17 protein-coding genes and 1 tRNA gene are annotated in these 18,845 nt (G+C 71.0%); 13 read left to right on the top strand and 5 right to left on the bottom strand.

Going from position 1 to position 18,845, the window contains the following annotated elements; genetic code table 11:
- Nucleotides 1-13 precede the first annotated feature (13 nt).
- The 6 genes from Q1B24_RS19605 to Q1B24_RS19580 all read left to right on the top strand — a co-directional run bounded on the left by Q1B24_RS19605 (nt 14) and on the right by Q1B24_RS19580 (nt 4,271).
- Complete coding sequence (locus tag Q1B24_RS19605; protein ID WP_299931838.1) at nt 14-412, top strand: DUF3052 domain-containing protein; 399 nt, start codon at nt 14-16, stop codon at nt 410-412.
- Complete coding sequence (locus Q1B24_RS19600) at nt 409-2,085, top strand: AMP-binding protein (RefSeq protein WP_299931836.1); 1,677 nt, start codon at nt 409-411, stop codon at nt 2,083-2,085. The genes Q1B24_RS19605 and Q1B24_RS19600 overlap by 4 nt, the downstream gene beginning before the upstream one ends.
- Complete coding sequence (locus Q1B24_RS19595; protein WP_299931834.1) at nt 2,082-2,567, top strand: peroxiredoxin; 486 nt, start codon at nt 2,082-2,084, stop codon at nt 2,565-2,567. The genes Q1B24_RS19600 and Q1B24_RS19595 overlap by 4 nt, the downstream gene beginning before the upstream one ends.
- A 200-nt stretch (nt 2,568-2,767) precedes the next feature.
- Nucleotides 2,768-2,839 (top strand) — tRNA-Val (locus Q1B24_RS19590).
- A 109-nt stretch (nt 2,840-2,948) separates the two neighbouring features.
- Nucleotides 2,949-3,347: a hypothetical protein gene (locus Q1B24_RS19585; RefSeq protein WP_299931832.1), complete on the top strand. Its 399-nt coding sequence runs from the start codon at nt 2,949-2,951 to the stop codon at nt 3,345-3,347.
- Between the two features lie 24 nt (nt 3,348-3,371).
- Nucleotides 3,372-4,271 carry a serine/threonine-protein kinase gene (locus Q1B24_RS19580; RefSeq protein ID WP_299931830.1) on the top strand — a complete coding sequence of 300 codons (900 nt, stop codon included), beginning with the start codon at nt 3,372-3,374 and terminating at the stop codon, nt 4,269-4,271.
- A 4-nt stretch (nt 4,272-4,275) separates the two neighbouring features.
- Here Q1B24_RS19580 and Q1B24_RS19575 read toward each other — a convergent pair whose 3' ends face one another.
- The 3 genes from Q1B24_RS19575 to Q1B24_RS19565 are packed head-to-tail and all read right to left on the bottom strand — an operon-like array spanning nt 4,276 to nt 6,926.
- Entirely contained in the window at nt 4,276-4,947 is a 672-nt protein-coding gene (locus Q1B24_RS19575; RefSeq protein WP_299931828.1) for a response regulator transcription factor, read from the bottom strand.
- A gap of 25 nt (nt 4,948-4,972) precedes the next feature.
- A complete protein-coding gene (locus Q1B24_RS19570) occupies nt 4,973-6,442 on the bottom strand; it encodes an ATP-binding protein (RefSeq protein WP_299931826.1) in 1,470 nt (489 codons plus the stop codon).
- Nucleotides 6,384-6,926, bottom strand: coding sequence for a hypothetical protein (locus tag Q1B24_RS19565; protein WP_299931824.1), 543 nt, complete (start codon nt 6,924-6,926; stop codon nt 6,384-6,386). The genes Q1B24_RS19570 and Q1B24_RS19565 overlap by 59 nt, the downstream gene beginning before the upstream one ends.
- 168 nt (nt 6,927-7,094) lie before the next feature.
- On the opposite strand from Q1B24_RS19565, the gene Q1B24_RS19560 reads away from it, so the two are divergent.
- The 4 genes from Q1B24_RS19560 to Q1B24_RS19545 are packed head-to-tail and all read left to right on the top strand — an operon-like array spanning nt 7,095 to nt 11,656.
- Nucleotides 7,095-8,636 (top strand): AMP-binding protein, encoded by a 1,542-nt coding sequence (locus Q1B24_RS19560; RefSeq protein WP_299931822.1) that lies wholly within the window; start codon nt 7,095-7,097, stop codon nt 8,634-8,636.
- A gap of 22 nt (nt 8,637-8,658) precedes the next feature.
- On the top strand, nt 8,659-9,777 hold the full coding sequence (locus tag Q1B24_RS19555; RefSeq protein ID WP_299931820.1) for a Nif3-like dinuclear metal center hexameric protein: 1,119 nt from the start codon (nt 8,659-8,661) through the stop codon (nt 9,775-9,777).
- Between the two features lie 29 nt (nt 9,778-9,806).
- Nucleotides 9,807-10,547, top strand: coding sequence for a C4-type zinc ribbon domain-containing protein (locus Q1B24_RS19550; RefSeq protein ID WP_299931816.1), 741 nt, complete (start codon nt 9,807-9,809; stop codon nt 10,545-10,547).
- A gap of 14 nt (nt 10,548-10,561) precedes the next feature.
- Nucleotides 10,562-11,656 (top strand): FUSC family protein, encoded by a 1,095-nt coding sequence (locus tag Q1B24_RS19545; protein ID WP_299931814.1) that lies wholly within the window; start codon nt 10,562-10,564, stop codon nt 11,654-11,656.
- A 4-nt stretch (nt 11,657-11,660) separates the two neighbouring features.
- On the opposite strand, the gene yaaA is transcribed toward Q1B24_RS19545, so the two are convergent.
- Nucleotides 11,661-12,449: a peroxide stress protein YaaA gene (gene yaaA, locus Q1B24_RS19540; RefSeq protein ID WP_299931812.1), complete on the bottom strand. Its 789-nt coding sequence runs from the start codon at nt 12,447-12,449 to the stop codon at nt 11,661-11,663.
- 51 nt (nt 12,450-12,500) lie between these two features.
- Here yaaA and Q1B24_RS19535 point away from each other — a divergent pair, with 51 nt between their 5' ends.
- The gene (locus Q1B24_RS19535) at nt 12,501-13,952 is read left to right on the top strand and encodes an RNB domain-containing ribonuclease (RefSeq protein WP_299931810.1); all 1,452 of its coding nucleotides are present in this window, start codon (nt 12,501-12,503) and stop codon (nt 13,950-13,952) included.
- A gap of 33 nt (nt 13,953-13,985) precedes the next feature.
- On the opposite strand, the gene Q1B24_RS19530 is transcribed toward Q1B24_RS19535, so the two are convergent.
- Complete coding sequence (locus Q1B24_RS19530; RefSeq protein ID WP_299931808.1) at nt 13,986-14,777, bottom strand: DUF559 domain-containing protein; 792 nt, start codon at nt 14,775-14,777, stop codon at nt 13,986-13,988.
- Nucleotides 14,778-15,324: 547 nt separating this feature from the next.
- Here Q1B24_RS19530 and Q1B24_RS19525 point away from each other — a divergent pair.
- Together Q1B24_RS19525 and Q1B24_RS19520 are read left to right on the top strand one after the other, a co-directional pair.
- Nucleotides 15,325-17,610 (top strand): class I SAM-dependent DNA methyltransferase, encoded by a 2,286-nt coding sequence (locus tag Q1B24_RS19525; RefSeq protein WP_299931806.1) that lies wholly within the window; start codon nt 15,325-15,327, stop codon nt 17,608-17,610.
- Entirely contained in the window at nt 17,607-18,815 is a 1,209-nt protein-coding gene (locus tag Q1B24_RS19520) for a restriction endonuclease subunit S (protein ID WP_299931804.1), read from the top strand. The genes Q1B24_RS19525 and Q1B24_RS19520 overlap by 4 nt, the downstream gene beginning before the upstream one ends.
- Nucleotides 18,816-18,845: the final 30 nt, after the last annotated feature.

Genomic DNA, 18,845 nt, shown 5'->3' with positions numbered 1-18,845 from the left:
CGATTCTGCCCCGGTGACAGGAACGGGGGATCGGCTCGGGCTCAAGCCCGGCATGGTCGTCCAGGAACTCGGCTGGGACAACGACACCGATGACGAGCTGCGCATCGCCGTCGAGGACTGCATCGACGCCGACATGGTCGACGGCGACTACGGCAACGTCGTCGACGCGGTGCTGCTGTGGTGGCGCGCCGATGACGGCGACCTCGTCGACGGCCTCGTCGACGCGCTCACCGACCTCGTCGGCGGCGGGTCGATCTGGCTCCTGACGCCCAAGGTCGGCCGACCGGGCACCGTCGACGCGTCCGACGTCACGGAGGCGGCGCCCATCGCGGGGCTGTCGCAGACCACGACGGCCGCGGTCAGCAAGGACTGGCAGGCCATCCGGTTGGTCGCGCCGAAGACCCCCGCGTGACCGTTCGCGACCTCCCGTCCACCCTCGCGGCCCGGGCGTCCGGGGTCGCGACCACCGTCCGCGTGCTGGGTCGCGCGGGCGTGATCCGGCCCCACGGCCCACGGACCCTGGTCGACATCGGACGCCTGGTCCTGCGCTGGGGCACCGGTCCGGCGGGCGGTTTCGCCACCCTCGCGGCCCGCGACCCGCACCAGGTGGGCGTGGTCGACGAGCTCGGCGAGCTCACCTGGGGCGAGCTGCAGCGTCGTACCAACTCCCTCGCGCGGGCGCTCGCCGAGCGCGGCGTCCGCGAGGGCGACTCGGTCGCGGTGATGTGCCGCAACCACCGCGGATTCGTCGACGCCACCGTCGCGGTCGCCAAGCTGGGCGCCGACATCCTCTACCTCAACACCGCCTTCGCCGGACCGCAGCTGGTCGACGTGCTCCGGCGCGAGGCGCCGAGCATGGTGATCCACGACGAGGAGTTCACCGGTCTCCTCGCCGGTGCCGACCTCGAGCGCCGGGTGCTGGCGTGGACCGAGGGGGAACCGGGGACCGACGAGATCCTCGAGCGGCTCGTGACGGCGTACGACGAGGGCGAGCTGCACCCGCCCGCCCGTCACTCCCGCGTGGTGATCCTGACCTCGGGCACGACCGGCACCCCCAAGGGCGCGCCGCGCAAGGAGGCCGGCATCGACGCCGCCGTCTCGCTCCTGTCGAGGATGCCGCTGCGGGCGGGCTGGCGCACGCACATCGCCACCCCGCTGTTCCACACGTGGGGGTTCGCGCACCTGGCGCTGGCGATGCTGCTCGGCTCGACGGTCGTGCTGCGGCGCACCTTCGACCCGGCGGAGGCGCTGCGGACCACGCAGGCCGAGCGCTGCCAGTCGATGGTCGTGATCCCGGTGATGCTGCAGCGCATCCTGGCGCTCGACCCCGAGCAGCTCGACGGGTTCGACCTCTCCCGTGTCGAGGTGGTCGCGTCGTCCGGCTCGGCGCTGCCCGCCACGCTCGCGCAGGCGTGGATGGACCGCTTCGGCGACAACCTCTACAACATCTACGGCTCCACGGAGGTCGCCTACGCCTCGATCGCGACGCCGGAGGACCTGCGGGCCGATCCGACGTCGGCGGGCAGGCCGCCCTACGGCACTGTCGTGAAGATCCTCGACGATGGGGGCGGCGAGCTGCCGCCGGGCGAGACCGGCCGGATCTTCGTGGGCAACGGGCTGCTGTTCGAGGGCTACACCCACGGCGGCTCCAAGGAGGTCGTCGAGGGGCTGATGTCGTCTGGCGACGTCGGCTGGTTCGACGAGGCCGGTCGGCTGCACGTCGCGGGCCGTGACGACGACATGATCGTCTCCGGCGGGGAGAACGTCTTCCCCCAAGAGGTCGAGGACTGCCTCATCGCCCACGAGGGCGTGCGGGACGTCGCTGCCGTGGGTGTTGCCGACGAGGACTATGGTCAGCGTCTGCGCGCCTTCGTGGTGCGCACCGGCAAGGTGTCGGAGGACGACCTGCGCGAGCACGTGAGGACCAACCTGGCGCGGTTCAAGGTGCCGCGCGAGATCGTGTTCGTCGACGAGCTGCCGCGCAACGCGACCGGCAAGGTCCTCAAGCGGGAGCTCGCCGGGTGGGGCAGCCAGGACGACCAGGATGACCGAGACGACGAGAAGGACGGCGAGGGACCAGCGTGACGGGCAAGGGACTGTGCATCGGCGACGAGGCACCTGACTTCACGCTCCGTGACCAGTTCGGCCAGGACGTCCGGCTCAGCGACTTCCGCGGTCGCAAGGCGGTCGTGCTGATGTTCTTCCCGTTCGCCTTCACCGGGGTCTGCACCGGGGAGCTGTCGGGCGTGCGCGACCGGCTCGACGAGTTCCTCACCTTCGACACCGAGGTGCTCGCCGTCTCCTGCGACTCCGTATACGCCCTGCGCACCTTCGCGGAGGCCGAGGGCCTCAACTTCCCGCTGCTCTCCGACTGGTGGCCGCACGGAGCCGTCTCGCGGAACTACGAGGTGTTCGACGAGGTCAAGGGCGCGCCGCGGCGCTCGTCGTACGTCGTCGACCGGGAGGGCCGGCTGCGCTGGTCGGTGCACAACGCCGGCCCCGACGGCCGCGACCTGGATGAGCACCTGCGCGAGCTCCACGCGGCGGTCGATCAGCACCTGGTGTAGGTCGCGGACAGCCAGTGGTCTAGACCGATCCGGGCTGATTTCGCGATTCCTCGTACGCCCTTGGGGAGGGGTGTAATCTTCTAGTTGTTGAACCGCTGGTGACCCGAGACGCCAGCGGTTCAACTCATTTCCGGACCCGATCGGGCCGCCGCCGACGGTTTGCCGGGCGGGGCGCGCGGTCCCGTAGTGTGTGCCCCTGCGCGTCGGTAGCTCAGCGGTAGAGCACTCGGTTTACACCCGAGCGGTCGGCGGTTCGAAACCGTCCCGACGCACCCTGGCCCTTCCCGTGAGAGCCCTCTCATCCGGGCCTCACGGACGGCTCACACCGCCGCAGCACTCTTCTCGTACAGCGGGCCGCACCGGCCCCCGACGAGAGGAACCATGATGAGGAAGCTGCTTCCCACCACCCTGCTGGGTGTCGCCGGCCTGACCGCCTTCGGCCTGATCGCCATGTCGTCGCCGGTCGTCTCCTCGACGCCCGACGAGGCCACCAAGCGTGAGGACGACGCGCCGTCGCTCGTCCTGGTCGCCGATGACGACGACGACGACACGAACGACGACGACGACGATGACGACACGCGCACCAACAGCCCGTCGTACACCGACCAGAGCCGCGACACCAACGACAACACCAACAGCCGCGTGACCGACGTGAGCCGCGACCGCGACAAGAGCCGTGGCGACAAGACGCGCGACTGGACCCGTGACGGCGGCGACAAGACGCGCGACAAGACGGCCAACAGCACCAACGACCGCAGCCGCAACGACACCCGTCGCTGACGGCGAGCGGTGAGGGAGGCGACCATGGGCAGGAACGACGACGGCTGGCACCTCGCGGAAGGGGAGCTCCTCGCGCCCGGGCTGAGCGCGCTGCGCCGCCTGGGCGGGGGCGCCGCCTACGAGGCGTGGCTGTGCTTCGACGAGGTGACCTGGTCGCCCGTGGTCGTGAAGGCGCTGCGTCCCTCGCAGCTCGAGGACGAGTCCTCCCGGCGCGGCCTGCGCCGGGAGGTCCTCGCCCTCGCCACGGTGAACCACCCGGTCGTCGTCCGCGGGCTGCGCGACGGGCAGGACGGCGACCGCCCGCACGTCGTGCTCGAGCACGTCGACGGACCCCGGCTCTCCAGCCTGGTCCGCCGCTACGGGCGACTGCAGGAGCAGCAGTACCTCCCGCTCGCCATCGACGTCGCCGCGGCCCTGCACTACTTCCGCCACATCGGGTGGACCCACCTCGACATCAAGCCGAGCAACGTCATCATGGGCGCGCCCGCACGGCTCATCGACCTGTCGGTCGCCCGCCCCGAGGAGGACGCCCGCCGCCTCCGGCACCCGATCGGAACCGACGCCTACATGTCGCCCGAGCAGTGCGACCCGGGTGCCTCGCGGGAGGAGGGCGGACCGGTGCCGTCGTACGCCTCCGACGTGTGGGGGCTCGGCGCCACGCTGTTCCACGCGGTCGCCGGCCGGCGGCCCTTCGAGCACGGCGACCCCGACGCGGACGACGTACGCCGTCGCTTCCCGCAGCTCGTCGACGCTCCCGGTGCGCTGCCCGACGACGTGCCCGCGGTGGTCGCGGACGTCATCGCGGCGTGCCTGCGCGTCGATCCCGACGCGCGCCCGTTGCCGCACGAGGTGGCCGAGGCGCTCGAGCCGGTGCTGGCCGGGCTGCCGCGCGGTTCCCTGGCCGGCTTCAAGATCAGGGGCTGAAGGATCAGGGGTTGAGCCGGTAGCCGACGCCGCGCACCGTGGCGATCGACCCGGTGCCGAGCTTCTTGCGCAGGTAGCCGACGTAGACGTCCACGACGTTGGACCCGGGGTCGAAGTCGTAGCCCCAGACCAGGTCGAGGAGCTGCTCCCGGGTCAGGACCTGGCCCGGGTTGAGCAGGAAGATCTCGGCCAGGGCGAACTCGCGCGCCGACAGCTCGGACTCGCCCTGCGGTCCGGAGATGCGGCGCGTGCGCCGGTCGAGCCGCAGGGCGCCGACGACCAGGTCGTCCCCGCTGGTCGGCGCGTCCGCCGGCGCGAGGGCCCGCAGTCGCAGCCGGATGCGGGCCATCAGCTCGGCAAAGCGGAACGGCTTGGCCATGTAGTCGTCGGCCCCGTTGTCGAGGGCAGTGACGGTGTCGGTCACGGAGTCGCGGGCGGTCAGCACGATGACCGGCATCCGGCTCCCCTGGGAGCGCAGCTGGTCGAGCACCTCGAAGCCGTCCATGCCGGGCAGGCCGATGTCGAGGACCATCAGGTCGAAGCGCCCCGACAGGGCCTCGTCGAGCCCGCGGGGACCGTCGCCGGCGACGGTCGGGTGGTGGCCCTCGGCGCGCAGGCCCTTGGCCACGAACGAGGCGATCCGCTCCTCGTCCTCCACGATCAGGATCTGGGCCATCGGGTGTGCCTCCTCGGCTGGTCGGTCATCGGTCGATCGCGCGGTCGGGCAGGACGATCTCGACGTGCGCGCCGTGGGGCTCGGCGTCGGTGATGCGTACGACGCCGCCGTGGGCGTCGGCGATCGCGCGCACGATGCTGAGCCCGAGGCCGAACCCGTCGTCACCCGCGCGCACCTGGCTGCGGCCGAAGCGCTCGAGGACGGCGTCGCGGTCCTCGGCGGGGATCCCGTCGCCGGAGTCGCGGACCCACAGCCGCACCTCGCCGTCGGCGCGGGCGGAGCCGATGACGACCTCCGCGCCCGGGTCGGTGTGCTTGACCGCGTTGTCGGCCAGCTGCAGCAGGGCCTGGGTGATGCGCTGCTCGTCGAGCACGGCGCGTCCGCGGGCCACGTCGTCGAGGCGCCACGCACGGTCCCCGAGGGCGGTGGCCTTGGCCAGCACCGACTGGGTGAGGCCGGACAGCTCGACCTCACCGAGCACGAGGAAGTCGGGGCGCCGGCTCTTGGCCAGCAGGATCAGGTCGGTCACCAGCCGTGACATCCGGTCGACCTCGTCGAGCAGCAGGTCGCGGGTCTCGGCCAGGTCGTCCGGGTCGCGGGGGTCGAGGAGCTCGAGGTGGCCGCGGACCACCGTGAGCGGCGTCTTGAGCTCGTGGCCGGCGTCGTCGAGGAACTGGCGCTGGGCGGCGAACCCGGAGTCGAGGCGCTCCAGCATGCCGTTGATCGTGCGGGTGAGCGCGGTGATGTCGTCGTTGCCGCGCTCGGGGATGCGCCGGGACAGGTCGGTCGTGGTGATCTCGCGCGCCGTCTCCTCGAGCGTGCGCAGGGGAGCGAGCAGGCGGCCGGACTGGAAGGCGGCGATCGTGGTGATGAGTCCCAGCGAGAGCAGCGCGATGAGGGTGTAGGTCTGGAGGGTGCGGTCGAGCTCCTCGTGCTCGTCGCGCAGGAAGTTGACGATCACCAGCGCACCCTCGCCCTGGGTGTTGGTCACCGGGACGAGCGTCACCCACGTCTCGCCGAAGGTGGGGGACTCGATGACGCGGGTCCCGCCGGCCCCGGCGAGGTCGGCCAGCGCCTCCCGGTAGGCCGGCTCGTCGAGGACCTCCTGCCCGTAGCGGTTGGCGGTGCGCTCGGGCGTCTCGCCGCGGACGTAGCCGACGAGCATCTCGTCGTCGTCGGGCACGTTGCGGGTGAGGAAGACGTTGAGCACCCGGCCCACGTCGTCGAACTCCTCGCCGGTGTTGGGGTCGACCCGCAGCGCGCGGAACTCGGCGATCTCCTGGCTGATCTGCGCGGTGACCTGGCGCTCGATGCGCGCCGACTCGAGGGCGTAGACGAGCAGTCCGGCGCCGGTCATCGCCACCGCGGTGAGGAGGGCGATGACGACCGTGAGGCGGGTGCGGACCGAGATGCGAGCGAAGCGGCGACGGGCACGGTCAGTCGTCTCCGTCTCCGTCGTCGTCGGCGTCGTCGCCGTCGTCCGTGTCGTCGTCATCGTCGTCCCCGTTGTCCCACTCGTCGTCGTCATCCTCCCCGATCGGTGTGGGCTGAGGGGTCACGACCACGGCATCACCGCCACCGCCGCCGTTGCCGCCACCACCACCGCCGGTGCCACCGCTGCTGCCACTACTGCTGCTGCGGTCGTCACCGTCGTCGTCAGGCGACGCGGTGGTGGGGGGTGGAGCCGGCGGGGCGGGGGCGGGGGACGGCGGTGTCGTCGCGGAAGGCTCGGGCGGGGTGGTGCGCCCGTCCCGGGGCCGGTCGCCTCGTCCGTCCCGGCGACGATCGTCGCGGCGCTCGCGCTCGCGCGTGCGGTCGGTGGCCGGCTGCTCGTCTGCGACGTCGGGGGCGTCGCGCAGGATCACCGGGCTGTGGTCGGTGGGGGACGGTGCGCCGGGCGAGGCCAGCGACCCGGCGACGTACGCCGTCACCGGCACCACGACCGCCAGGAGGAGGAGCACCCTGGTCACCTGTCCCATGCCGGCGATCGTCGTCGCGCGGGGTGGGCGCAGCGTGAGACGCGGATGAGAGCGTTCTTAGGGTCCGCTCGTCGGTCCGTCACGCCGTTCGTCGACGTCGACGTGCCGTCCGTCGCACCCGCCGTCCGACCCCTCGCAGCGGCGGGTGACGCGTGCCACAGTGGGCGCATGATCGTCCCCTTCAGCGTCACCGACTTCATCGAGCGCGCCGCGGCCGTCTACGGCGAGCGGCCGGGATTCATCGACGAGCCCGACCAGCCCGCCGCGTCGCTCGGCACGCTGACCTACGCCGAGGCGTACGACCTCTCCCGCCGCCAGTCGGCGCGGCTGGACGAGCTCGGGCTCGAGGTCGGCGACCGTGTCGCGATCATCAGCCACAACTCCGCGCGGCTGCTGACGTCGTTCTTCGGGGTCTGCGGGTCGGGCCGGGTGCTGGTGCCGATCAACTTCCGGCTGCGGCCCGACGAGATCGCCTACATCGTGGCCCACTCCGGCGCGCGGGTGCTCTACGTCGACCCGGAGCTGGTCGACTCGCTGAGGGGCGTCGACGTCGAGCACACCTTCGTGCTCGGCGAGGACGACACGATGTTCGCCGCGCCCGGTGTCGAGCCGCGCCCCTGGGAGCCGGACGAGAACGCGACGGCCACGATCAACTACACCTCGGGCACGACGGCGCGCCCCAAGGGCGTGCAGCTGACCCACCGCAACCTGTGGACCAACGCGGTCACCTTCGGCCTGCACGCCGGCGTCACCGACCGCGACGTCTACCTGCACACGCTGCCGATGTTCCACGCCAACGGCTGGGGCATGCCCTTCGCGATGACCGGCCTCGGTGTGCCGCAGGTGGTGCTCCGCAAGGTCGACGGCGCGGAGATCCTGCGCCGGGTGCAGCAGCACGGCGTGACCGTGATGTGCGCGGCGCCCGCCGTGGCCGCCGCCGTGCTGGAGGCCGCGCAGGACTGGGAGGGCGAGATCCCCGGGCGTGACCGGGTGCGGATCATCATGGCCGGCGCCCCGCCTCCGACGAAGACGGTCGTGCGCGTCGAGGAGGAGCTCGGCTGGGAGTTCGTCCAGATCTACGGCCTCACCGAGACCTCGCCGCTGCTGACCGTGAACCGCTCGCGGGCCGAGTGGGACGACCTGCCGGCCGAGGAGCGGGCCGCGAAGCTGGTGCGGGCCGGCGCGCCCGCGATCGGCGTACGCCTGCGCACCGACAGCGAGGGCGAGGTGCTGGCACGCTCCAACGTCATCCTCGAGGGCTACTGGGAGCGGCCGGACGAGACCGGGAAGGCGCTCGTGGACGGCTGGTTCCACACCGGTGACGGCGGCGTGATCGGCGACGACGGCTACCTCACGATCAGCGACCGCAAGAAGGACGTGATCATCACCGGTGGCGAGAACGTCTCCTCGATCGAGGTCGAGGACGTGCTCTTCTCCCACCCGGCGGTCGCCGAGGTCGCGGTCATCGGCGTCCCGAGCGACAAGTGGGGCGAGACCATCAAGGCCCTGGTCGTGCTGGCCGACGGGGCCAGCGGCAGCCCCGACACGGAGGCCGAGCTGATCGCCTGGTGCAAGGACAAGGCGGCGGGCTACAAGGCCCCGACATCGATCGAGTTCCGCGACGGGCTGGCCCGCACGGCGACCGGCAAGCTGCAGAAGTTCAAGCTGCGCCAGCCCTACTGGGAGGGGCAGGAGCGCCAGGTCAACTAGCGCCTGCTCGATACTGGGCCGCATGCCCACCCTCGCCGACGTCGTCGACCTGCTGCACGCCTGGTACCCGCCCGGCACCGCCGACTCCTGGGACGCCGTCGGCCTCGTGGCGGGGGACCCGTCGGCGGAGGTCGAGCGGGTGATGTTCGCCGTCGACCCGACGGTCGAGGTCGCTCACGAAGCCGTGGAGTGGGGCGCGGACCTGCTCGTGGTGCACCACCCGCTCTTCCTGACGCCGGTCAGCTCGGTCGCCGCGGACACGCCCAAAGGGCGCACGCTCCACACGCTCACCGCCGGGGGGTGCGCCCTGCTCGCCGCCCACACCAACGCCGACCAGGCCGTCGGGGGAGTCTCGGAGTCGCTCGCGCTGGCGCTCGGGCTCACCGACCTCGCTCCGATCAGGCCGGCGCCGGCGGCCCCGCTCGACAAGGTCGTCGTGTTCGTGCCGGTGGGCTCCGCCGACGCCGTACGCGCCGCGATGACGGAGGCCGGTGCGGGTCGGCTCGGCGACTACGACTCCTGCACCTGGACCGGGACCGGCGAGGGGCGCTTCCGGCCGCTGGACGGGGCGACGCCCGCCGTCGGCGCGGTCGGCGACCTCGAGGTGGTCGAGGAGGCGCGGGTCGAGGCGGTGGTCCCGCGCTCGCGTCGTACGGCGGTGGTGCGGGCGTTGCTGGCCGCGCACCCCTACGAGGAGCCGGCCTTCGACGTCGTCCCGCTCGCCGACCCCGGTCTCGCGGCGACCGGCACCGGACGGGTCGGCAGGGTCGAGGAGACCACGCTCGAGGGGTTCGCCGCGCGGGTCGGCGCCGCGCTGCCGGCCACCGCCCACGGCGTACGCGTCGCCGGCGACCCGCAGCGGCGGGTGCGGCGGGTCGCGGTGTGCGGCGGCGCGGGCGACTTCCTCCTCGACGAGCTCGCCCACAGCGACGTCGACGCCTACGTCACCAGCGACCTGCGGCACCACCGGGCGGCGGAGTTCCTCGAGCACGGCGGCCCGGCGCTCGTCGACGTCGCGCACTGGGCGGCCGAGTGGACGTGGTTGCCGGCGGTGGAGGCTCGGCTGCAGCAGGCGCTGGGCGATAGGGTCGGCACCCGGGTCAGCACACGGTGCACCGACCCGTGGACGTTCCGCCCCTGAACCCCCCGAATGTCGAAGCAGGAGAGCCGTTGAAGGCCGATCCCACCCACCAGCTCGCGCTCCTCGACGTCGCCGAGCTCGACCGCCGCGCCGCCCAGCTGCGCCACCAGCGAGGCCACCTGCCCGAGGCGGCCGAGATCAGCACGCTCGAGGCCGAGCGCACCGAGCTCACCGACCGGGTGCGCGACGCGCGCATCGTCGTGGACGACCTCACCGTCGAGCAGGCCAGGGCCGACCGCGAGGTCGAGCAGGTCAAGGCACGCCGCGAGCGCGACCGCAGCCGCATGGACGCCGGGCAGATCACCAACCCCAAGGACCTCGAGCGCATGCAGCACGAGCTCGTGTCGCTCGAGCGGCGCATCTCCACGCTCGAGGACGCCGAGCTCGAGGTGATGGAGAAGCTCGAGGAGGCCCAGCAGGTGCTCGACGGTCTTGGCATCCGTGCCGAGGACATCGACGCCCGGCTCGCCGAGCTGGTCGCCGCGCGCGACGAGAAGCGCGCTGCGATCGACCGCTCCCTCGACGAGGTGGCGTCCGCGCGTGGCCCGGCGATCGAGGGCATCCCCGACGACCTGATGGCGCTCTACGAGCGGCTGCGCGAGCAGAAGGGCATCGGGGCGTCGCTGCTGCGGTCGCGCCAGTGCGGCGGCTGCAACATGACCCTCGACGCCTCCGAGCTGTCGCGCATCCGCTCGGCGCCGGACGACGAGGTCGTCCGGTGCGAGGAGTGCCAGCGCATCCTGGTGCGCACCGACGAGTCCGGCCTCTGAGGGACTGACGCGTCGTGCGCCTCATCGACGCGGAGCTCGTCGCCGAGCGCAGCCGTACGTCGCTGCGTGCCCGCGTGGCCCGGCTGCGGGCCAAGGGGTGGGTGATCGGCCAGTGCGCGGTCGCCGCCGGCGTCGCGTGGTGGCTCGCCGCCGACGTCTTCAACCACCGGCTGCCGTTCTTCGCGCCGATCGCGGCCGTGGTGTCGCTCGGGATGTCCTACGGCCAGCGCCAGCGGCGGGTAGCAGAGGTCACCGTCGGCGTGGCGCTCGGCGTCTTCCTCGGTGACGCGGCCACCCACCTGATCGGCTCGGGCGGGTGGCAGATCGCGCTGATCGTGGCCGCCGGCATGTCCATCGCGCTGCTGCTCGACGCCGGGCAGCTGATGATCATCCAGGCCGCCGTGCAGGGCATCGTCGTCGCCGCGCTCGCGCCGGCGCCGGGCGACGCCTTCATCCGCTGGACCGACGCCATCATCGGCGGAGCGGTGGCGCTCGTCGCAGCGACCGTGGTGCCCCGCGCCCCGCTGCGCAAGCCGCGCGACCAGGCGGCCGTCGTGGTGCGCAAGATCGCCGAGCTGCTCCGCTCGTCGGCCGACCGGATCGGGGACGGCGACGTCGACAAGGCGCTGGCCGTTCTGCGCGACGCCCGGTCGACCGACTCGCTCATCGCCGAGCTGCGTGCGGCCTCGTCGGAGGGCCTGTCGGTGGTGAGCTCCTCGCCGTTCCGGCGTCGCCACGGCGAGCACCAGCGCCAGCTCGCCGAGCTCGTCGAGCCGCTCGACGTGGCCCTGCGCAACACCCGCGTGGTGGTGCGCCGGGTGGCGGTGGCCAGCTATCGCCGCGAGCCCGTCCCGTCGTCGTACGCCTCCCTGATGCGCGACCTGGCGGCCCTCGCCGAACGGGTCGCCGACGAGCTGGTGGCCGACCGGATGGCGGTGGCGGTCATCGACGACCTCATCGCGCTGGGGCACGCCACGGCGCAGGTCGAGCACAGCGACGACCTGTCCGCGGAGGTGATCCTCGCCCAGGTGCGCTCGATCATCGCCGACCTGCTGGCGCTGTGCGGGATGGACCCGCTCGAGGCGACCGACGTGATCCCGCTGCGCTGACCGCTCAGACCTCCGTCACCACGACGTCGAGCTGGGTGCCCTTCGCGGTGGGCGCGCCCGTCTCGACGGCCCAGCCGAGCCGGGTGAGGGTGTCGGCGAGAGCCGTAGGGGTGCGGGGATTGGCGCCGTCCTCGAGCAGGGCGCGGACGATGCGGCCCTTGGTCGCCTTGTTGAAGTGGCTCACCACGCTCCGCTTCCCACCGGACTCGTGGAGCACGCGCACCGTCGCGACGCGGCGGGCGACCTCCGCCGGCGGCCGCCAGAAGGCGGCGTACGTCCCGGAGCGGAGGTCGACGAGCAGGCCGGTGCCGACCGCGTCGCTGACGGCCTCGCCGAGGACCTCGCGCCAGGCGCCGGCCACCGAGCCCGTGCCGGGGGCACCGGGAAGGGTGGCGTCCCCGGAGAGGCGGTAGGCCGGGATCCGGTCGCCGGGTCGGACGAGGCCGAACAGCGCGCTGGTGATCGCCACCCGCGCCGTCGCGCGCCGACGGGCAGCGGGGGAGAGGGTGTCGAAGCCGAGGGCGTCGTAGAGGACCCCGGTGTAGATCGCGTCGGCGCGGGCCGTCGGCGCGTGGTGAAGGTCGGCGTTGCGCTGCACCAGGTCGCGCTGGGCCGGGCCCAGGCCGAGCACCGCGGCCGCCGTGTCCGGGTCGTCGCCGCAGAGCTGCACCAGCGCCTCCAGCAGCGTTGCGCGGGTCGGCGTCAGGGACGGCGAGGACAGCGAGGCCAGGTCGAGCGGCTTGCCACGTCGGGGAGCGGTCTTGCCCTCGCTGGGCGGCAGCAGGATCAGCACGCGCGCAAGCGTAGGCAGCGCGCGCCGCGACCTCCCGGCTAGGGTCCGGGTATGCCCAGCAACCGCGTGGTCAAGGTCCGGTCGACAGGCGACAGCGTGACGGCGCAGGAGATGCGCGACGGCATCGCCGCCATCCAGGCCGACCTCGAGGTGACACCCAACTTCCCGGACGCTGTCGAGCGGGCTGCCGCCGAGGCAGCCGCAGCGCCCCGCCTGCCCGAGCTCGACCGCACCGACATCCCGTTCATCACCATCGACCCCGAGTCGGCGCGTGACCTCGACCAGGCGATGCACATCGAGCGGGACGGGTCCGGCTACGTCGTGCACTACGCGATCGCCGACGTCGCCGCCTTCGTCACCGCTGGTGACCCCGTCGACGTGGAGGCCAACCGCCGGGGCGAGACGCTCTACGGCGCCAACTCCAAGATCCCGCTCCACCCCACCGTGCTCAGCGAGGGAGCCGCGTCGCTGCTGCCCGACGAGGTGCGCCCGGCGCTGCTGTGGACCATCAAGGTCGACGAGACCGGCGAGGGCACCGACGTCGAGGTCGAGCGTGCGCTGGTGCGCTCGCGCGCCAAGCTGTCCTACGAGGGCGTGCAGGCCGACCTCGACGCCGGGAGGGCCGACGAGCTCATCGGCCTGCTCAAGGAGGTCGGGGAGCTGCGCCTGGCCCGGGAGGCAGCTCGCGGCGGGGTGTCGCTGCCCCTGCCCGAGCAGGAGCTGGTCGAGAACGGCGACGGGCACTGGGAGCTGGAGTTCCGACGGCTGACCCCGGTCGAGACCTGGAACGCCCAGATCTCCCTCCTCACCGGGATGGCGGCCGCCTCGCTGATGGTCTACGCCCGCGTCGGCATCCTCCGCACCCTGCCGCCGGCGGATCCCCACGACGTACAGCGCCTGCACCGCACCGCCCGCGCCCTCGGCATCTCGTGGCCGGCCGAGCAGCTCTACCCCGACTTCGTCCGCACCCTGGACCCGTCGAAGCCGACCCACGCCGCGATGATCGTGGCGTGCACGCGCCTGCTGCGCGGTGCCGGCTACGTGTCCTTCAACGGCGAGCTGCCCGAGCTGGCGCAGCACTCCGCGCTCGCCTCGGAGTACGCCCACGTCACCGCGCCGCTCCGCCGCCTCGCCGACCGCTACGCCGGCGAGGTCTGCGTGGCGCTGTGCGCCGGCACCGACGTGCCGGCGTGGGTGATCGAGGCCATGCACGAGCTGCCCGACACGATGACCGAGTCGGGGCGCCGCGCCAACCGCTACGAGAACGCCATCGTCGACCTCTGCGAGGCCGAGCTGCTCCACGACCGGGTCGGCGAGCGTTTCACCGCTGTGATCGTCGACCTCGACGAGAAGAGCAAGCAGAAGGGCGACATCACCATCCAGGACCCCGCCATCGAGGCGCGGGTGACCGGCTCGGGCGACCTGCCCCTCGGCGAGGAGGTCACCGTCGAGCTGGCGACCGCCGACCCGAAGATGCGCAAGGTGGAGTTCCGGCTGGCGTGAGCCACGTACGGCGGCGCGTCGGACGACCACAACTCAGCCGGCAGCAGCCGCCTGAGCGGGGCTGACGATGACGGCCGCGACTTCTGGTCGTCCGACGCTCCGGGCGACCTGGGCCAGCACCCAGCGCACGTAGGCCTGGTCGTGCATCACCTGCTCCCAGGTGAACCGCAGCACCCGCCAGCCGTTGATCACCAGCAGGTTGTAGCGCGCGCAGTCGCGTCGGTGGGCCTTGCGCGAGGCGTGGAAGGACCACGAGTCGGCCTCGAACGCCAGGCGGAGCGCGTGACACACCAGGTCCGGGTGGATGGTGCCGGTGCCGAGGTCGACGGCAGCCTGGGGCTCCACGACGATCCCGGCCTCGACGCAGAGGGCGCGGAGGACCGACTCGAAGGGGTTGGCCGCACGGCGATCGGCGTGGCGCAGCACGAGCCGTACGGCGTCGGCGCCCGCACCGCGTACGTCGATCGCGTCGAGGTCGGCACGCGTCACCAGCCCGGACCGCAGGGCGGAGTCGGCGATGGCGAGTGCCTCGTCGAACGGCAGGATCCGAGCACAGTCGACCACCGTGCGTAGCGGCGTCGTCACACCGTCGACGACCTGGTCGTCGGCGACGTTCGCCCAGTGGATCGAGACCCCCGCGCGCTGCTCCGGTGAGAGCTTGCGGCCGCGCCTGACCATCAGCTCCGGGACGTGCGGTTGCGCCTTGAGCGCCCATCCGTGATGGGCTGCCGCGCTCCGCAGGCACACGATCGCGGTGAGCCGGGACGCCACCTGACGGGCGTCGTCGGCCGTCGGCAGCGCGTAGTGGCCCCGGCTGAGCCGCACGACCCGGCCGCGGGCGAGGCCCGGCGGAGCCGCCGACGGGTCGTCAGCCGCAGCAGGTCGCGAGCGCCGGCGATCCCGCCGAGACGTTCGAGTGCTGGAGCGGCGTCCATCCGGTCAGCCTGCCGCGAGGAGGTCCCGCTCCGCTCGCGTCATCCACAGGCGCGTCAGACGACCACAACGTCGTACGGCCGCCCCCTGACACGCTCAGGCAGCGGTAGGCGTGCGACTTCGGGTCGTTCGACGCGCCGGGCGGGGGAGTGGGTCGGCCTGTAGGCCGGGGAGCGTTCTCGCGTAAGTTGATGCAGTTGGAATTCAGCGGAAATGCCTTCTGACCTGCGGAAACGTGATTTGGAGTGACTGTCCGGAACGGTAGTCCCCGAAATTCTTGCGGACTCTGTGCGGACTGAATCGGCCCGTCACAGGCCCAGCGTCCGGGTTCGGTTGCGCTCCAACAGCCCGAGCAACTTCGAGCAAGCTGGGCACTCCGTCTGCGTGTCTCGGCCACGTGAAATAGGGTGGCGGCGCTGGCTCAGGAAATGGGGAATGGATGGCGCCGCAGGGGTTCTCGGACAAGGTCGCGTTCGTGTGGAAGGTGGCCGACAAGCTTCGCGGCACCTTCAAGCAGCACGAGTATGGATCGGTCATGTTGCCGCTCCTAGTGCTGCGCCGCATGGACGCTGTGCTCGAGCCGACGAAGCAGGCAGTGCTCGACGCCTCGAAGGGCATGAGCGACATCGGCCCCGGGCAGGAGGCGATTCTGAAGAAGGTAGCGGGACAGCGCTTCTTCAACGCCTCGCCCCTGACGATCGCGTCGATGCTGAACGACGACAAGAACCTCGACCAGGCGCTCGCTGGCTACATCCGCCGGCTCTCGCCCGACGCGTACGCCGTCATGGAGGCCTACAACGTCGACGACAAGATCGCCCGGATGCAGAAGGCCGGCATTCTTTACGCCGTCCTGGCCGATTTCGCGGACCTCGACCTGCGCCCGAGCGTGGTCAGCAACGAAGCGATGGGCTACATCTTCGAAGAGCTTCTCCGGAAGTTCTCCGAGATGTCCAACGAGACCGCGGGTGAGCACTACACGCCACGGGAGGTCATCGACCTGATGGTGCACCTCATGCTCACCGGCAGGACGGCAGGCGAGCTGACCGAGAACCCCAAGCCGGTGCGTACGGTCTACGACCCGTCCGCCGGAACCGGCGGCATGCTCATGGGCGCGCTCCACCGGATCGAGGAGCTCAACCCCGGCGCGGTCGTCAAGGTCTACGGCCAGGAGCTCAACGACGAAACGTGGGCGATCGCTCAGTCGGACCTGATGATGCAGGACATCGACCCGAAGCAGATGGCCAACGGGAACACGCTGGTGGACGACGCGTTCGCAACGCTCCCGGGCTTCGACTTCATCCTCGCCAACCCGCCCTACGGCGTGGACTGGAAGGGCTACGCCGGTCCGATCAAGGACGAGCATTCCAAGCGCGGCTTCGACGGTCGATTCGGTGCTGGTCTGCCGCGTGTCTCGGACGGGTCACTGCTGTTCCTCCAGCACATGCTGAGCAAGATGAAGCCCGGCGGTTCCCGGGTCGGGATCGTCTTGTCGGGCTCGCCGCTCTTCTCCGGCCAAGCGGGCTCGGGGGAGTCGGAGATCCGGCGGTGGATTCTCGAGAACGACTGGCTTGAGGGCATCGTCGCGCTGCCGGACCAGATGTTCTACAACACCGGTATCTCCACCTATGTCTGGATCCTCACCAATGACAAGGCCGAACAGGACCGTGGAGTCGTCAAACTCGTCGACGGCCGCGAGCTCGGCACCAAGATGCGCAAGTCGCTCGGCGACAAGCGCAAGGAGCTGACCCCGGACGCAATCGCCCAGCTCGTGCAGCTGTACGGCGGCGCGCTGGGGGAGCACGCCGCCGACCCGCGCGTGAGGGTGCTGTCGCGCGAGATGTTCGGTTTCCAACGGATCACCGTTGAACGGCCGTTGCGTCCCCGCTGGGAGGTCACCTCGGCCGTCCTGGGTCGCCTCGACATGGATGGTCGCGAGGCTACCGACCTGCGGCGGCTCATCGGTGTCCAGGCCGACTCGGAGGAGGTGTTCCGTCAGCGCCTCTTCGACGCGTACGTCAGGCACGGCTGCCTCCCTGACCACGAGAGCCACTTGCTGCCGCTCTCGTCGGAGTACGACGGCTGGGAGGCGCACCTCGGCATCGACCGAACCCACTACGACATCGGCTTCGACGAGGAGCGCGACACGTGGATCGCCACGCGCGGCGGCACATGGGACGACGTCGTGATCGAGGGCGAGGTTGATGCCGCCGCTACGGCGAAGGCCCTTGAGCACCTGGTCCATAAGGCGTGGTGCGAACCTGGGTGCAGTCGAGCGTTCGAGCCCGGGCCGGGTCTGATCAGGGACGGCGCACCGGTACAGGCCGACATGATGCCGCCGCCCGTCGGGTTGTTCGACGGCTTGGTCTCACTAGGGGAGGGCACGTCGCCGAACGCACCGGCTCTCGAGAAGCGGGGCAAGGTGGTCGCTGATCCTAAGCTCCGCGATCAGGAGAACGTGTCACTGCCTGCTGGCTTCCTCGACCTGGGCGACGAAGAGCGCGCGAAGGTGCTGCGGGAGGCCGCGGAAGAGCACCTGGTCAACGAGATCCACCCATACGTCGCCGACGCTTGGATCGACCACACCAAGTCCAAGCTCGGCTTCGAGATCCCTTTCACCCGTCAGTTCTACGTCTACACGCCTCCACGTCCCGTCGAGGAGATCGCCAGCGAGATCAGGGAGCTCGAGGACCAGATCCAAGAGTGGATGCAGGGGCTCGGGCTGTGAGGTTGAAGCACGCCTGCGAGGACGCGGGGCAATATGGACTCAACGTTTCGCCCGACGAGTACACAACGGACGGTATTCGGCTGTTGCGCACCAGCGACATCTCTGCGCTGGGGCTCAAAGGTGCAGATCAAGGCGTGTTTCTTACGGGCCCGATCGACACTCGGCATGTACTGCGGGAGCACGACATTCTGCTGTCACGCGCTGGAACAATCGGTCGTTCCTATTTGGTAGGACCTGACGGAGCCGGATCGACATTCGCCGGATTTCTTGTCCGGTTCCGACCAAACCGCGCCGCGGACCCGCGCTTCCTTCAATACGCGCTGGATTCACGTCCCGTGCAGGAAGCTATTCGGTCCGAAGCGGTCGTTAGCACGATCCAGAACTTCAATGCCGACCGCTACGCGAATTTGATCCTGCCGGACCTTCCCCTCGCGAGGCAGCGACGTATCGCGGACTTCCTCGATGACCGAGCAGGCCGGCTTGATCAAATCATCACCGCTCGTCGCAAGCAGCAGGCGGCAGCGGTCGAACAGTTCGAAGCGGCCCGAGCGGCCGCGGTGTCGGCGCCCGAATGGCCAGAACGTCGCCTCAGCCAAGTCGCACGTATGGGAACTGGTCACACACCGAGCAGATCAAACGACGAGTATTGGCAGGACTGCACGATCCCGTGGCTGACAACAGGCGACGTCCATCGGTTCAGGCAGGACCAGATCGACGTGTTAGAGAACACGAGCGTGAAGATCAGCGACGTTGGTCTGAGGAACAGCGCCGCCGTTCTCCATCCTGCCGGAACCGTGGCGCTCAGCCGCACGGCGTCCGCTGGCTTCTCGATCGTGATGGGAGCGGACATGGCGACGAGCCAGGACTTCGCAACGTGGACCTGCGGCGACGACCTCGTCCCGGAGTTCCTGCTGCATGCGCTGCGCGCCCGCCGCTCGTTCCTCCTCGACTATCTGTCCATGGGCTCAACCCACAAAACCATCTACTTTCCTGACCTCATGGACCTGACAGTGGGCCTACCGACAACGGAGGTTCAGCGTTCGGTCGTGGCAGAAGTTGCTCGCTGCGGTCAAGCGCGTGACCGGATGCTCGCCGACTTGGGGAGGCAGACTGCGCTGCTCGCGGAGTACAAGACGTCCCTCATCACCGCCGCGGTCACGGGCGAGCTCGACGTCACGACCGCGAGAAGCGGGATCCCCGCATGAGCGTCCACAACGAGGCCGCGTTCGAGTCCA

This window comes from uncultured Nocardioides sp., from assembly GCF_947488025.1.
Taxonomy (GTDB): domain Bacteria; phylum Actinomycetota; class Actinomycetes; order Propionibacteriales; family Nocardioidaceae; genus Nocardioides.
Note: the sequence above shows the minus strand (reverse complement) of the source record. Positions and strands in the feature narration are given on the sequence as shown.